The sequence below is a fragment of the Streptomyces sp. MS191 genome (assembly GCF_008042125.1).
In the GTDB taxonomy this organism is placed as follows: Bacteria; Actinomycetota; Actinomycetes; order Streptomycetales; family Streptomycetaceae; genus Streptomyces.
In genome coordinates this window covers 27825-40858 of record NZ_RDBI01000051.1, presented here as the reverse complement: position 1 = coordinate 40858, position 13034 = coordinate 27825, and the positions used below count along the sequence as shown (strand labels likewise).

Sequence of the window (13034 nt, the reverse complement as noted above, 5' to 3'; positions counted from 1 at the left end):
GGACCGGCTCGACGCGACCGATGCTCCCTCTCCGGGGGCCTCCGGCTCGACTACCGCGTGTCGCAGACGGCGGTGGCTGCTGCCTCGGCCGGGTGCGCGGCACCGTCACCCGGGATCGGATGGGATCGTCCAGCGTCGCACCCTCTCCTCCTCGACGGTGAGCCAGGTGCCGTCACCGAGCGGCACGGCCGCGACCCCTGGCGGCTGCGGGTAGTCGAGTGCGGCGAGCGGCCTGAGTGTGCGGGCGTCGAGGAGGAGATGGGTTCCCTCCTCCGCCCACAGTTCCTCGGCCGCCACGACCAGAACCCGCTTGTCGTCGACGAAGCCAGGCGTGTAGCCGACGAACACCCAGTCCTCGGGCAGTACGTCGCCGGCCTCGACGATCACGTCGGCGGCGCCTTCCCGCGTGCGGCAGAGGTAGCCGCCGCCGACGTCCTGGCTGACGAGCACCCCGTCCACGCCGAGTCCGACGTAGGGTTCCTCGGCGGTGCCCGCCGCCCTGATGTCGAGCCCGCCGTCCGTCCAGGTGACCAGAAGGCAGCGGGTGCCGTCCTGGCCCATGGAGGCGGTGAGCAGGACCTCCGGGCGTGCGTCGGGGAACTGCTGGAAGGCGTACGTCGCCGAGAAGGACGGCAGGACGCGCTCGGCGAGCACCTCGCCGGTGGCCAGGTCGAGGGCGCGGCAGATGTCGCCCCGGGAAAGCCCGTCCGCCCCGAGGGGTCCGGCCATGGCCGCCAGCAGGACGCGGCCGGCCGGGTCGGGCGTACACGCGCCGGAGGCTTCGCCGGAGTCGGACCACGTCTCGTGGCCGTGCTCCCAGCGGACGGACCCGTCGGTCTCGTGGACAGTGACGGCCTGTCGGCCGCTGACGGCCAGGGCGCCGTCGGGCAGCGGTGAGCAGTAGGTGTCGGCGCCGTCCGCGGCGGGGTCGGTCCACGTGGCGCGTTCGGCGAGCACCCGGGACGGATCGGCGGCGACCCTGGCGACGGTGATCACGCCTTCGTGCCGGGTGACGAGCCGGTGTGCGCCGTCGCGCAGCAGCCAGCCGTCCATGTTCCCCAGCGCCTCGGCGACACCGGGCAGGGACTCGCCGGCGAGGAGCCGTGCGGGTACGCGGGGTTGGGTCACGTGCTCTTCCTCGTCCGTGTCCGGGGTGTCGCGGCTGGGCCGGGTGGAACTGCCGCAGGTGGGTGGGGTTGTCCTTCTCGTACGTCGGCCCCCCAAGTCTGCCGTCGACGCGGATGCGGAGTTCGAGGCGCTCGAGCCGGGGTGCGTCGCCGAGTCGGCGCCAGGCGGGTCGGGGGCGCCCGTCGCGCGGGGCGTCGCCCGTGGCACCGGACGACACCTGATGCGGATAATGGCCCGACCAGGGCTCTTTCGCGGTCCCGGCCCCGAACCACAGCAGAGACGAGGGAACGATGACGCTCGAAGAGGGCTYCCGGGTGAAGCTTGCGGCAGACCTCAGACTGGCCGGGCAGGTGGAGCCGGCCGAGAGCACGATGACCTCGACGGAGGCTGTCGCCGGGTCCCTGTCGCTGGCAGCGGGCTCCGAAGGCACCGTGGAACGGGCGGAGACACTCGCGTTGGAACAGAGCCGGCAGGTCCGCGAGTACCTCCGCCTCAAGTCCCTCCTCGACGACTTCGGCTCCCACATGCCTCCCGGGAGCCGGCAGCAGCTGGAAGAACAGGTAGCGGCCCTGGAAGCCCACTGGATCGCTCACCTGAAGGCCGAGCCCCGCATGAGGCTCCGCGTCCGCCTCGACAACGGATTCATCCTCGACGAGGCGGACGCCACCCTCTTCACCCCCTGCTGAACCCCCCGGCGGTCGCCGCCCCACCGCCGGCGCCGTCCCACTCGTCGGCGGACCGGAGCGCGGCGCGCCAGCCGCCGTACGAGGTGATCTCGCGGGCGCCGTCGAGCGCCTGCGGTTCGCAGAGGAAGCCGGCCACGAAGCCGCCGTCCGCGAGTTCCACGCTGCCGAGCGCCATCGGGCGGGGCAGCGTCGCCAGGAGCGCGCCGAGGCCCTCGGCCGGAAGCCGCCACAGCTCGGCCTCGATCGCGGCGCCGCCGTCGCGGACCCGGACCAGTCCGGGCTTGGGAGGGACCGTGTCCAGCGCGTACAGGCGGTAGGCGGGCGCGGTGGTGGTCGTGCGCTCCAGCCGGCCGCCCAGGGAGAGCAGCTGCCCGTTCAACGGCTGCCCCGAGAGGTGCGCACCGACCACCGCCAGGCGCAGCGGCGGGGCGGTGAGCAGGCCCGCGATGCGGGCGAGGCGGTCGTCGGTGAACGCCCGGCCGATCAGCATGACGCCGAACGGCAGGCCGTTCGCCTCGCCCGCCGGGACGGCGACCGCCGCCAGGTCGAACAGGTTCGTCGAGTTGGTGAACCGGCCGAGCCTGGCGTTCGCGCCCAGCGGGTCGGCCGCGACCTTCGCGAGGGTCGGGTGCCCGGGCGTCGKCGGCAGGAGCAGCGCGTCCGCGTCGCCCAGTGCGGCCATGGCCTGCGTCCGGAGGGAGGACAGCTTCCGCGTGTCCGCGTGGAGCCGGTGGGCCGGGATGTCCCGGGCCCGGGAGATGATCCCGGCCACCGTGGGGTCGAGGTCCGCCGAGCCCGTGTGCGCGTCGACGAAGCCGCCCACGGCGGTGTAGCGCTCGGCGACGAACGCCCCCTCGTACAGCATCGTGGCCGCTTCGGTGAACGGCGTCAGGTCGACGGGCAGGATCTCGGCGCCCGCGTCGGCGAGCCGGGTCGCTGCCGACCGGAACGCCTCGGCCCAGCCGTCGTCCAGCTCGCCGAGCTGCCCGGGCCGGGGGACGGCGACCCGCCACGGGCCCGGCCGGCGCTGCTCCAGGGCGGGGAGCTCGCGTCCCGACGGCGCCGCCATCAGGGACATCGCCCGCTCGGCCTCGGGGAGTGTGCGGGCGAAGACCGTCACGCAGTCGAGCGACGCGCAGGCCGGTACGACCCCCTCGGTGGGGACCAGACCGATCGTCGGCTTGAGTCCGACGATGCCGTTGAAGGCCGCCGGGACCCGTCCGGAGCCCGCGGTGTCGGTGCCGAGCGCGAGGTCCGCGATGCCCAGAGCGACCGAGACCGCCGATCCGGACGAGGAGCCGCCCGAGACGTACGCCGGGTCGACGGCGTTGCGGACCGCGCCGTACGGGCTGCGGGTGCCGACCAGGCCGGTCGCGAACTGGTCGAGGTTCGTGGTGCCGAGGAGCACGGCCCCGGCCGCCTTCAGGCGCGCCACCGCCGGGGCGTCGGCTTCCGGCCGGTAGGCGTACGAAGGGCAGCCGGCGGTCGTCGGGAGCCCGGCCACGTCGATGTTGCCCTTGACCGCGAACACCGTCCCGGCCAGCGGCAGCCGTTCGCCGTCGGCGGCCCGTGCGTCGACCGTGGCGGCGTCCGCCTCCACGTCCTGCGGCGGGCGCAGGTCGATCCACACCTCGGGCCGGTCCACCTGGGCGATGCGGGCGTACGCGGCCCGTACCCGCTCCACTGCGGTGCTCATACGGGTGCCTCCGCGGTCTCGACGGGAGCGAGGACGACGAGCGCGGTGCCCGCCTCGACCTGGCTGCCCGGTGTGATCAGGACCTCCGCGACGATGCCGTCGGCGGGTGCCGGTACCGGCGCCTCCATCTTCATCGCCTCGAGCGCGACCAGCTGCTGACCCGCCGACACCCGGTCACCGACCTCGACGTCGACCTGCCAGACGCTGGCGGTGAACTCGGCCTCGACCAGACGGCCGCCCTCGGGCACCGTGATGTCGGCGGTGGGCGGCGTGACCACGGCGGCGGCCTCGGCGCGGGCGAACTCGCCGGCCGCCTCCCAGGCGTCGCGCTCGGCGTCGAACGCCGTGCTCTGCCGGGCCCGGAAAGCCGCGATCGAGGCGGCGTTCCGGTCGAGGAAGGCGCGGTACCCGGCGAGCGAGAAGGTGCCCTCCTCGGTCTTCGGCGCGAAGCGGCCGGAGGTGATGTCGGCGCGCAGTTCCAGGAGTTCGTCGGCCCCGACCGGGTACCACTTGATCCGGTCGAAGAAGCGCATCAGCCAGGGCCTGCCCGGTTCGAAGGCGCCGCGCTGCTGCCAGCCCGACCACACCTGCGTGGTGCGGCCGATGAACTGGTAGCCGCCGGGGCCCTCCATTCCGTATACGCACAGGTACGCGCCGCCGATGCCGACCGAGTTCTCCGCGGTCCAGGTGCGGGCCGGGTTGTACTTGGTGGTGACGAGACGGTGCCGCGGGTCGAGGGGGGTGGCGACGGGCGCGCCGAGGTAGACGTCGCCCAGGCCGAGGACCAGGTATTCGGCGTCGAAGACGGTCCGGTACACGTCGTCGACCGTGTCGAGGCCGTTGACCCGGCGGATGAACTCGATGTTCGAGGGGCACCACGGGGCGTCGTCGCGCACGCCGGCCGTGTAGCGGGCGATGGCCTCGCGGGTCGCCGGGTCGTCCCAGGACAGCGGGAGGTGCACGGTCCGGCTGGGCACCACCAGCTCGTCGGTGGCGGGGAGTTCCTCCTCCACGCTCAGGACGGCGTCGAGGAGTGTCCGCTGGGACAGCGTGTCGGGGTTCGTCTGGATCTGGAGCGAGCGGATGCCGGGGGTCAGATCGACGACGCCGGGCAGTTCGCGCGCGGCCAGTGCCTCCGCGAGCGCGTGGACGCGCATGCGCAGCGCCAGGTCGAGCTGCATGGGCCCGTACTCGATGAGGAGGTTGTCGTCTCCGCTGCGCCGGTAGGTGACCGCCGGGCGGCCTTCGCGCTCTTCAAGGCGCGCGAGGACTCCGCCGTCGGCGACGGCCGCCCGGTCGGCGTGCGGGGCCGAGGCGGGTCTGCGCCGCAGTTCGGCCGCCGCCGCGGTGGTGACGGGGACGAAGCGGACCGTGTCGCCGGGCCGGAGCTGGCCGAGCTTCCAGCGCTGTCCGGTGACGACCGTCGCCGGGCAGACGAAGCCGCCGAGGGAGGGCCCGTCGGGGCCGAGGAGGACGGGCATGTCGCCGGTGTAGTCGACGGCGCCGACGGAGTACGGCGTGTCGTGGATGTTGGACGGGTGGAGGCCCGCCTCGCCGCCGTCCGCGCGTGCCCAGCGTGGCTTGGGGCCGACCAGCCGGACGCCGGTGCGCGCCGAGTTGAAGTGGACTTTCCAGTCCGCGGCGTAGAAGTCGTGGATGTCGTCCTCGGTGAAGAACTCGGGGGCGGCGTGCGGGCCCTCCACCGCGGCGATGTGCCACGCGGCGCCGAGAACCGGCCGCTCGTCGAGGGGGACGACGGACGTCCGGGTGCGGGCTTCGCCTCCGTGCAGGACGTCGCCGGCGCGCAGGGCACGGCCGCCGTGTCCACCGAACCGGCCGAGGGTGAAGGTGGCGGCGCTGCCCAGGAACTCCGGTACGTCGAGGCCGCCCGCGAACAGCACGTAGGTGCGCAGGCCCTGTTCGTCGGGGGCTCCGACGGCGAGGGTCTGTCCGGCGTCGAGGGTGACGGGCTCCCACTGCGGTACGGGGGTGCCGTCGATCGTCACGTGCGCGGGGGCGCCCGTGACGCAGACCGTCGTGGGGTGGGTGAACCTCAGCGAGGGGCCCTGGAGGGTGCACTCCAGACCCGGCGCCCCCGCGTCGTTGCCGAGTGCGGTGTTCCCGAGCCGGAAGGACAGGTCGTCCATCGGGCCGCCGGGCGGGACGCCGATCCGCCAGTAGCCGGTGCGGCCGGGCCAGTCCTGCACGGTGGTCAGCGTGCCCGGCGCGATGACCTCGACGCGCGGTGTGGGGTCGGCGATCGTCGCGAGCGAGGCGGTCGAGTGGCCCGCGGAGCGTACGGCGGTGTCCTGGAGCGCGGCCCGCACCAGGCCGAGGTTCGTCTCGATGCCGTCGACGCGGGTCGCCGCGAGCGCCGCGTCCAGCCGGTCGAGTGCCTGGGCGCGGTCGGCGCCGTGCGCGACGATCTTGGCGAGCATCGGGTCGTACGCGGTGGTGACCTCGGTGCCGGTCTCGACCCAGGCGTCGACGCGCACGTCGGCGGGGAAGACGACGCGGGTCAGCAGCCCCGCGCTCGGGCGGTGGTCGCGGGAAGGGTCCTCCGCGTAGATCCGGGCCTCGACGGCGTGGCCCGTGGGCGCCGGGGGTGCGGTGACGACCGCGGTGTCGCCCTGCGCGAGCCGCAGCATCCATTCGACGAGGTCGACGCCGTAGATCTCCTCGGTGACCGGGTGCTCGACCTGGAGGCGGGTGTTGACCTCCAGGAAGTAGGCCTCCTCGCGGGCCGCGTCGTACACGAACTCGACCGTGCCGGCGGAGCGGTAGCGCACCGATGCGCACAGCTCCCGGGCGGCTGCCGCGAGCCGGTGCCGGACGTGGTCCGGGAGGCCGGGTGCCGGGGCCTCCTCCAGGACCTTCTGGTTGCGGCGCTGCAGCGAGCAGTCACGGTCGCCGAGGGTGACGACCTTGCCCTGCCCGTCGCCGAAGACCTGCACCTCGACGTGCCGGGCCCGCTCCACCAGCCGCTCCAGGAAGACGCCGGCGGAGGAGAAGGAGGCCGCGGCCACTCGCTGCACCCGCTCCCAGGCGTCGGCGAGGTCGGCCGCGCCGTGGCAGGCCTGCATGCCGATGCCGCCCCCGCCGCCGGTCGCCTTGAGCATCACCGGATAGCCGATGTCGTCGGCCGCCGCGAGGGCCGCGGCCACGTCGGGGAGGAGCCCGGTGCCGGGCGCGAGCGGCACGCCCGCCGTTCGCGCGGCGGCGCGCGCGGTGTGCTTCGCCCCGAACAGCTCCAGTTGTTCGGGGGTGGGGCCGACGAAGACGATGCCGGCGTCGGCGCAGCGGCGGGCGAAGCCGGCGTCCTCGGACAGGAACCCGTAGCCGGGGTGGACGGCGCCGGCGCCGGTGTCCTTGGCGGCCTTCAGGACCAGGTCGGCGTCGAGGTAGGACTCCTTGGCGGGTGCCGGGCCGAGCCGGACGGCCTCGTCGGCCAGCCGGACGTGCTCGGCGCCGCGGTCCGCGTCGGAGTACACCGCGACGGTGCGCAGGCCGAGCTGCCGGGCGGTGCGGATGATGCGTGCCGCGATCTCGCCGCGGTTGGCGACCAGCAGGGTGTCGAACGTCATCGTGGTCAGACCTCGTCGCTGTCGTCGGGCCCGGTGATCGTCATCCGTACGGCCGTGGGGTCGAATCCGTTGCAGGGGTTGTTGATCTGCGGGCAGTTGGACAGCAGTGCCAGGACGTCGGTCTCGGCGCGCAGCACGACCCGCAGACCCGGGGCCGAGATGCCGTCGACGATGCCGAGGGTGCCGTCCTTCTCGACCGGCACGTTCATGAACCAGTTGATGTTGGAGACCAGGTCGCGCTTGCCGAGCCCGTGCCGGGCGCCCTCGGCGAGGAAGTTCTCCACGCAGGCGTGCTGCGACCAGGTGTGGTGGCCGTAGCGGAGGGTGTTGGACTCCTTGGAGCAGGCGCCGCCGATCGTGTCGTGCCGTCCGCAGGTGTCCTCGACGACGGTCATCAGCGGGGTGTGCTCGTTGGACAGCAGGACCGAGCCGGTGCTCAGGAAGATCGTGCCCTGGGCCTGGATGGTGTCCGGGGCGCTGTAGCGCACGGAGGTGTCGTGCGCGTCGTAGAGGAGGAAGTCGGCGGCCTGGTTGCCGTGGAGGTCGGTGATGGTCAGCGACTGGCCCTTGCGGACGACCGCCGACCAGGCTGCGCGGGCGGGGACCGTGTCGTCGGAGACGGCGCGGCCGGGAAGGGCGGTGGTGGTCATGCGATCCCCCGGGCGGTGAGGTGGTCGGCGGTGTTCAGGAAGGCGCGGCGGCCTTCGGGGGTGGCGTTCCACAGGGCGTCGCCGGGAGCGGTCGGGCGGGCGCGGTAGGCGAGGACGCCGAGGTTCCCGCAGAGGTAGTCGGGGCGTGGGTCGAGGGGGTGCGGGACGTTGACGACGAGGACGACGACGTCCTGTTCGGCGCGGAGCGTCACGGTCTTTCCTGGGCCCGCGGAGCCGGTGAACCGGGTGGTGCCGTCGTCGTCGACCCGTACGCCCTGGAAGAAGGAGACGGAGGGGGGGAGGTCGCGCGGGGCGAGGCCGTTCTTGAGGGCGGCGAGCTTGAACAGCTCGCGGCCCGACGGCGAGGCGGACTGCGGGGTGCCGTCCCCGTAGCGCTCGGTGTTGCGCGCCAGGGTGGAGGTACCGGTGAGGGCGTCGTGCCGGCCGGAGGTGTCCTGGACGAGGGAGGCGAGGACCCGGCCCTGGTCGGACAGGAGCAGGTGCCCCGCGCCGAGGTACGCGTTCCAGAGCACCTTGACGGTGTCGGCCACGTTCAGCCGCTCCCAGGGGCGGTCGGCGCTGTGGAGCAGGACGTGCGCGCAGGCGTCGCCGGTGAGGTCGGTCAGCCGGAGCTCGGTGCCCCGGGCGAGGACCTTGTGGGTGTAGTGGCCGCCCGCCACGGTCTCGGCCCACACGACGTCCCCGGCGGGCACGCCCTCGGGAGGCGCCGGCCAGCTGCTTGCGGGCAGGACGGGCATGGCGTCGACCTGGGTGCCCTCCTGGGCGCGGGCATGGTCGCGCGCGCCGTGCGTCGACGCTGTCGCTGACGGTGTCGCCATGGCTCAACCTCCGGTCGGAACTAATTTCTGTCGCTTGACAGAAATTAGGGATCGGGCGCTTCGCCGCCATTGCCCGTGCGTTTCGCGTCGGTTACCGGAAACTCACCCGAGGGCTCGCCCCGGAGGGAGCCGCCGGCCCTGTGCGAGGATCACCGGGTGACCACGCCCAGCAGCAGAAGAGTCGGCCGCCCGCGGGTCCAGGAACGTCCCGCGAGCGGCCTGGAGCCGCGCGACGAAGTCCTGGCCGCGGCGGCCGAGCTGTTCACCACCCGTGGTTACACCGCGACCTCCACCCGCACGATCGCCGAACGCGCCGGACTGCGGCAGGCCTCCCTGTACCACTACTTCGACGGCAAGGAAGCGATCCTCGCCGAGCTTCTGGAGGGGACCGTCCGTCCCTCCCTCGGCGTGGCGCGTGGGCTCGTGGCCGACGCGGAGGCGGCCCCGGAGGCGCGGCTGTGGGCCCTGTGCCACTCCGACGCGGCGCTGCTGTGCGGCGGTCCCCACAACCTCGGGGCGCTCTACCTGCTGCCCGAGGTGCGGACGGAGCGCTTCACCGACTTCCACCGGGTCCGCTCCGAACTCAAGCGGTGCTACGGGGAGTTGCTGACCGCCACGGAGCCGGGGGCGGCACTCGGCGCGGACGAGCTGGCGCTCCGCACGGACCTCGTCTTCGGTCTCACCGAGAGCGTGATCCTCATCCGGCGTGCCGACCCGGCCCGCGACCAGGAGGCCCTGGCGGCCGCGACGGCCGACGCGGCGCTCCGGGTGGCGGGTGTGCCGCAACGCTCCCTGGCACGGCTGCGCCGCGAGGGGCGGCGGCTCCTCGCGGCGGATGCCTGACACGACGCCGTACGGACCGGCGGCCCGTACGGCGTGCGGCGGGAGGTCGGACCTGCGGCCGGACCGACGCCCGGGCAGGAAGCCGGACCGGCGTGCGGGTGGGAGGTCGGACCGGCGTGCGGTGGGGACGGTTCAGGCCCGTACGGCTTCGCCCTCGGACTCCTCCCGTGCCGGTGGGCCCGACTCCCCCGACGCCGGGTCGGCTCCCTTGCGGCGGCGGTACCAGCGGTACGCCGCACCCGTCCCGACCGTGGCGCCGACCACCAGGACGGTGAACCACTGGAAGTACCAGTGGCCGCCCTCCGGGTCGTACACCTCGGCGCGCGGCCAGGAGAGGTTGACCGTCATGAAGAGGCCGTAGCCGACCGCGAGCACGTTGACGGGGAGTCCCCAGCGACCGAGGGAGAACAGCGGCCTGCCGAGCTCGTCGCGGTCGCCGTCGGCGGGCGGCGGCCACTCCCCTCTCAGCCGCCGGACCAGCATCGGCCCGGTGACCATGGCGTAGGCCAGGTACACCATCGCGATGCACGTGGTGCCGATGGCCAGGAACGCCTGCGGCGAGGCGAGATTGAGCAGGAGCAGCAGCCCCGCCCCCACGCCGACCACCACCGCGGCCGTGCCGGGCATCCCGGTGCACCGGGGCACCCGGGCCAGCCGCGCCGACCGCGGGAGGACGCCGTCGCGCGCCATGGAGTAGAGCATGCGGGTCGCCGAGGTCTGGATCGCCAGGGTCGCCGCGCAGATCGCCAGGGCCACGTCGGCGAGCAGGACCCTGCCGAGGCCGTCGCCGAGGGTGCTGGTGAGCACGTACCCCAGGCCCTCGGTCGCGAGGCGCCCGTCGGTGAGGCTGGGCGCGGCGAGCAGCCCGCCGAGCAGCAGGAGGCCGCCGCAGACGCCGGACGTGGTGAGCGCGCTGAGCGTCGTACGGGGGGCGACGCGCCGCGGGTTGACGGTCTCCTCGCTCATCTCGCTCGCGCTCTCGAAGCCGATGAGGACGTACGCGGCGGTGAACGAGCCCACCAGGAGCGCCGCGATCAGGCCGCCCTCGCCGCCGGTGTGCAGGGTGATGCCGGGATCCCGCTCCGCGTGTGTGGCGAGGAGGGTCACGATGAGGGCGACTCCGGCGATCTCGGCGGTGACGCCGACCGTGTTGACGGCCGAGAGCGCCCGGTTGTCCAGGACGTTGAGCAGCGTGGTGAGCGCCAGCAGGACGAGGCCGAGGACGGCGGCGTTGGTTGCGCCGCTGGTCGTCGTGGGCGACGGGTCCCCGCCGACGACCTGGAAGCCGGGCCAGACGGCCGGCAGGACGACCTGCAGCGCGAGCGCGGCGGCCGCCACGACCACGATCCGCCCGATCACCATGATCCAGCCGGCGTACCAGCCGAAGGCCGGGCTGCCGAGCCGGCTCGCCCACTGGTAGATCGCACCCGCTATGGGCAGCCGGGCCGCGAGTTCGGCGAAGCAGGCGGCGACGAGGAGTTGGCCGGCGAGAACGGCGGGCCAGGTCCAGAAGAAGAGCGGCCCCCCGAAGGAATAGCCGAGGGAGAAGAACTGGAAGACCGTGGTGAGGACGGAGATGAAGGAGAACCCGGCGGCGAAGGAGGCGTACCGCCCCATCCGGCGCCGCAACTCCTGGTGGTAGCCGAACGCGGCGAGCGAGCCGTCGCCCGCGGCGCCCGGCGAGGGAGGTGCCGGCGGAGCGGGATCGGTGGTGACGGTCATGGCGGTCCCCTGTCGCGGAGGCGAGTTCCTGCGAATACCTGTCGGACGACAGAAATTAGGGACGGCCGGTTTCCGCCGCGTGACGCGACCATGTCTCCGCCGTTAGTGAGTCCTCTCCGGGCGGCCCCGCCGGACGGCGAGAGGCGGCGCCGGGACCTCACCCACGCGGGTCCTCACCCACCCGGGACCGCGCACACGCGGCCGGGCGCCGGACGGGAGATCCCGTCCGGCGCCCTCGGCTTCGCCCCTGGGTCGGCAGGGGCCTCGGGGCGGGCTTCCGTCGCTGCGGCCCCTGTGGCGACGGACGTTCCGATCCTCAGTCGAGGTAGTGCGCGCGCCCCTCGTCGTCGAGCTCGAACGAGCCCTCGGGGATGATGCAGAACTCATTGCCCTCGGGGTCCGCCATCACGAGGAACCCGCCGTCGGCGTACTGCTCCAGCCGGCGCCCGCCGAGTGACTCGACTCGGTGCCGCTCGGCGGCGGGATCGGGTGAGGTGATGTCGAAGTGCATCCGGTTCTTGCCCGACTCGGGCGCGGCGGTCTGCTGGAAGCCCAGACCCAGGCCGTCCTCCCGCCGCAGCCAGACATAGGGCCCCATCCGGCCCACGACCGGCCTGCCGAGCAGTTCGGACCAGAACAGGGCGAGCCGCTCGGGATCCGCGGCGTCGACGATGAGGGCATTGATCTTCACGGGTGATTCCGTCACCTCCGGATCCTCTCAAGCGGGCACCGGCGGCTTCGCGGACGGCCCTGGCCGGCCGACCGGGCACCGGCGAGCGGCACCGTCAGGAGCCGGCCGGGCGGGCCGGCCGTGCGCGCAGAAGTGCAGCGAGGGACGCGGCGCATGCGAGGGGGTCGACCGGCGAGGTGAGGGTGTCGTCCGCCTGACTCCAGCCGGCGAGCCAGGCGTCCTGCGGGCGGGCGATGAGGAGCAGGACGGGCGGGCACCGGAAGACCTCGTTCTTGATCTGCCGGCACACCCCCATGCCGCCCGCGGGCGTGGACTCGGCGTCCAGGACGCACGCGTCGATGTGGTCGCGTTCCAGGGTCCGAAGCAGGGCCGGCAGGGTGGCGCATTCGCGCCACGTGATCGGCGGAAGATCGGCGGCGGGCCTGGTGCCGGCCGCGCGGAGCACCTCCGCGCGGGTGTTCGCGTTGCTGCTGTAGACGAGGACCGAGAGGCTGGACCGCATCGTTCTTCGCTCTCCTCCGTGGAGGCTGTCTGCCTGCGGGAGCCGCGACGCGCTCTTCACCTCCCGGGCCGACGACACCTGATTCACACGATGACGCATTCAATTATTGCTCTATGGGTATATCGGAATGTTCGATACATATCGGGCGCCCTGGTTCAGGCCGAGAGTGGACCGCACATTCTTCGGGCGGTGAGAATCCGATGACTCAATGCAAGACTCCCGATTACCGGACGGGCCACCGCGGCCGCCACTGGACGCATGCCCTGCGGTGCGCGCAGAAGACCGGAGCCGTGATCGTCACCGACGACACGCAGGAGCCCGTCACCTACTCCCACCAGCACTCCGGCCCGGGCCGCTTCCGCCCCTGGCTGACAGACGCCGGTACCCGCTACGACAGCCACGACGTCCACCCCGAGTGGTGAGGCGGCCGCGACGGGCAGTGGCTCCGTGACGCACGCCCGCCACGGAGCCACCTCTCGCAGCGGGGACCGGTCGCGCGGTGCGCGCCAGGAAGGGCCGTCTCCCCCGCGCTGAGGGCTGCCGGCTCACCGCTGTCTCCCTCCCGCCGACGACCGTCGCACGCGCCGGCTCGAAAGATCCCGCACCGCGGGTGAGGTCCGCGTGGGTATCAGCCGGTTCGACGGGTACGCGCAAGCCGTGCCCGGCCTTTCCCCAAGGCTCCGGGACGGGGAG

At 73.5% G+C, this 13034-nt stretch carries 11 protein-coding genes; 3 read left to right on the top strand and 8 right to left on the bottom strand.

What is annotated here, in order from left to right; translation table 11 throughout:
* Positions 1-105: 105 nt before the first annotated feature.
* On the bottom strand, positions 106-1128 hold the full coding sequence (locus EAO71_RS22705) for a hypothetical protein (RefSeq protein WP_147979673.1): 1023 nt from the start codon (positions 1126-1128) through the stop codon (positions 106-108).
* Between the two features lie 314 nt (positions 1129-1442).
* Here EAO71_RS22705 and EAO71_RS22700 point away from each other — a divergent pair, with 314 nt between their 5' ends.
* Positions 1443-1814: a hypothetical protein gene (locus EAO71_RS22700; protein WP_261992292.1), complete on the top strand. Its 372-nt coding sequence runs from the start codon at positions 1443-1445 to the stop codon at positions 1812-1814.
* Here the strand turns inward: EAO71_RS22700 and atzF are convergent.
* Genes atzF through EAO71_RS22680 form a run of 4 tightly spaced genes read right to left on the bottom strand, consistent with a single transcriptional unit; the run spans position 1801 to position 8583 of the window.
* Positions 1801-3510 carry an allophanate hydrolase gene (atzF, locus tag EAO71_RS22695; RefSeq protein ID WP_147979671.1) on the bottom strand — a complete coding sequence of 570 codons (1710 nt, stop codon included), beginning with the start codon at positions 3508-3510 and terminating at the stop codon, positions 1801-1803. The genes EAO71_RS22700 and atzF overlap by 14 nt on opposite strands.
* Positions 3507-7094: an urea carboxylase gene (gene uca / locus EAO71_RS22690; protein WP_147979670.1), complete on the bottom strand. Its 3588-nt coding sequence runs from the start codon at positions 7092-7094 to the stop codon at positions 3507-3509. The genes atzF and uca overlap by 4 nt, the downstream gene beginning before the upstream one ends.
* Positions 7095-7099: 5 nt before the next feature.
* Positions 7100-7744 carry an urea amidolyase associated protein UAAP2 gene (locus EAO71_RS22685; protein ID WP_147979669.1) on the bottom strand — a complete coding sequence of 215 codons (645 nt, stop codon included), beginning with the start codon at positions 7742-7744 and terminating at the stop codon, positions 7100-7102.
* Positions 7741-8583 (bottom strand): urea amidolyase associated protein UAAP1, encoded by an 843-nt coding sequence (locus EAO71_RS22680; protein WP_261992291.1) that lies wholly within the window; start codon positions 8581-8583, stop codon positions 7741-7743. Before EAO71_RS22680 ends, EAO71_RS22685 begins: the two co-directional genes overlap by 4 nt.
* Before the next feature lie 156 nt (positions 8584-8739).
* Between EAO71_RS22680 and EAO71_RS22675 the strand changes: the two genes are divergently transcribed.
* Positions 8740-9426, top strand: a complete 687-nt coding sequence (locus EAO71_RS22675) for a TetR/AcrR family transcriptional regulator (RefSeq protein ID WP_147979668.1) — start codon at positions 8740-8742, stop codon at positions 9424-9426.
* Positions 9427-9558: 132 nt separating this feature from the next.
* Here the strand turns inward: EAO71_RS22675 and EAO71_RS22670 are convergent, their stop codons facing one another.
* The 3 genes from EAO71_RS22670 to EAO71_RS22660 all read right to left on the bottom strand — a co-directional run bounded on the left by EAO71_RS22670 (position 9559) and on the right by EAO71_RS22660 (position 12341).
* The gene (locus EAO71_RS22670) at positions 9559-11148 is read right to left on the bottom strand and encodes an amino acid permease (RefSeq protein WP_147979667.1); all 1590 of its coding nucleotides are present in this window, start codon (positions 11146-11148) and stop codon (positions 9559-9561) included.
* Between the two features lie 316 nt (positions 11149-11464).
* Complete coding sequence (locus EAO71_RS22665) at positions 11465-11854, bottom strand: VOC family protein (protein WP_147979666.1); 390 nt, start codon at positions 11852-11854, stop codon at positions 11465-11467.
* Positions 11855-11933: 79 nt separating this feature from the next.
* Positions 11934-12341 carry a response regulator transcription factor gene (locus EAO71_RS22660; protein ID WP_147979665.1) on the bottom strand — a complete coding sequence of 136 codons (408 nt, stop codon included), beginning with the start codon at positions 12339-12341 and terminating at the stop codon, positions 11934-11936.
* A gap of 200 nt (positions 12342-12541) precedes the next feature.
* On the opposite strand from EAO71_RS22660, the gene EAO71_RS22655 reads away from it, so the two are divergent.
* Positions 12542-12763, top strand: a complete 222-nt coding sequence (locus tag EAO71_RS22655) for a hypothetical protein (protein ID WP_147979664.1) — start codon at positions 12542-12544, stop codon at positions 12761-12763.
* The last annotated feature ends 271 nt before the right edge of the window (positions 12764-13034 follow it).

Bases quoted from the DNA above. Each gene is read 5' to 3' on its own strand.
- uca (WP_147979670.1), bottom strand. From the start codon at position 7,094: ATGACGTTCGACACCCTGCTGGTCGCCAACCGCGGCGAGATCGCGGCA.
- EAO71_RS22685 (WP_147979669.1), bottom strand. From the start codon at position 7,744: ATGACCACCACCGCCCTTCCCGGCCGCGCCGTCTCCGACGACACGGTC.
- EAO71_RS22680 (WP_261992291.1), bottom strand. From the start codon at position 8,583: ATGGCGACACCGTCAGCGACAGCGTCGACGCACGGCGCGCGCGACCAT.
- EAO71_RS22670 (WP_147979667.1), bottom strand. From the start codon at position 11,148: ATGACCGTCACCACCGATCCCGCTCCGCCGGCACCTCCCTCGCCGGGC.
- EAO71_RS22660 (WP_147979665.1), bottom strand. From the start codon at position 12,341: ATGCGGTCCAGCCTCTCGGTCCTCGTCTACAGCAGCAACGCGAACACC.
- EAO71_RS22655 (WP_147979664.1), top strand. From the start codon at position 12,542: ATGACTCAATGCAAGACTCCCGATTACCGGACGGGCCACCGCGGCCGC.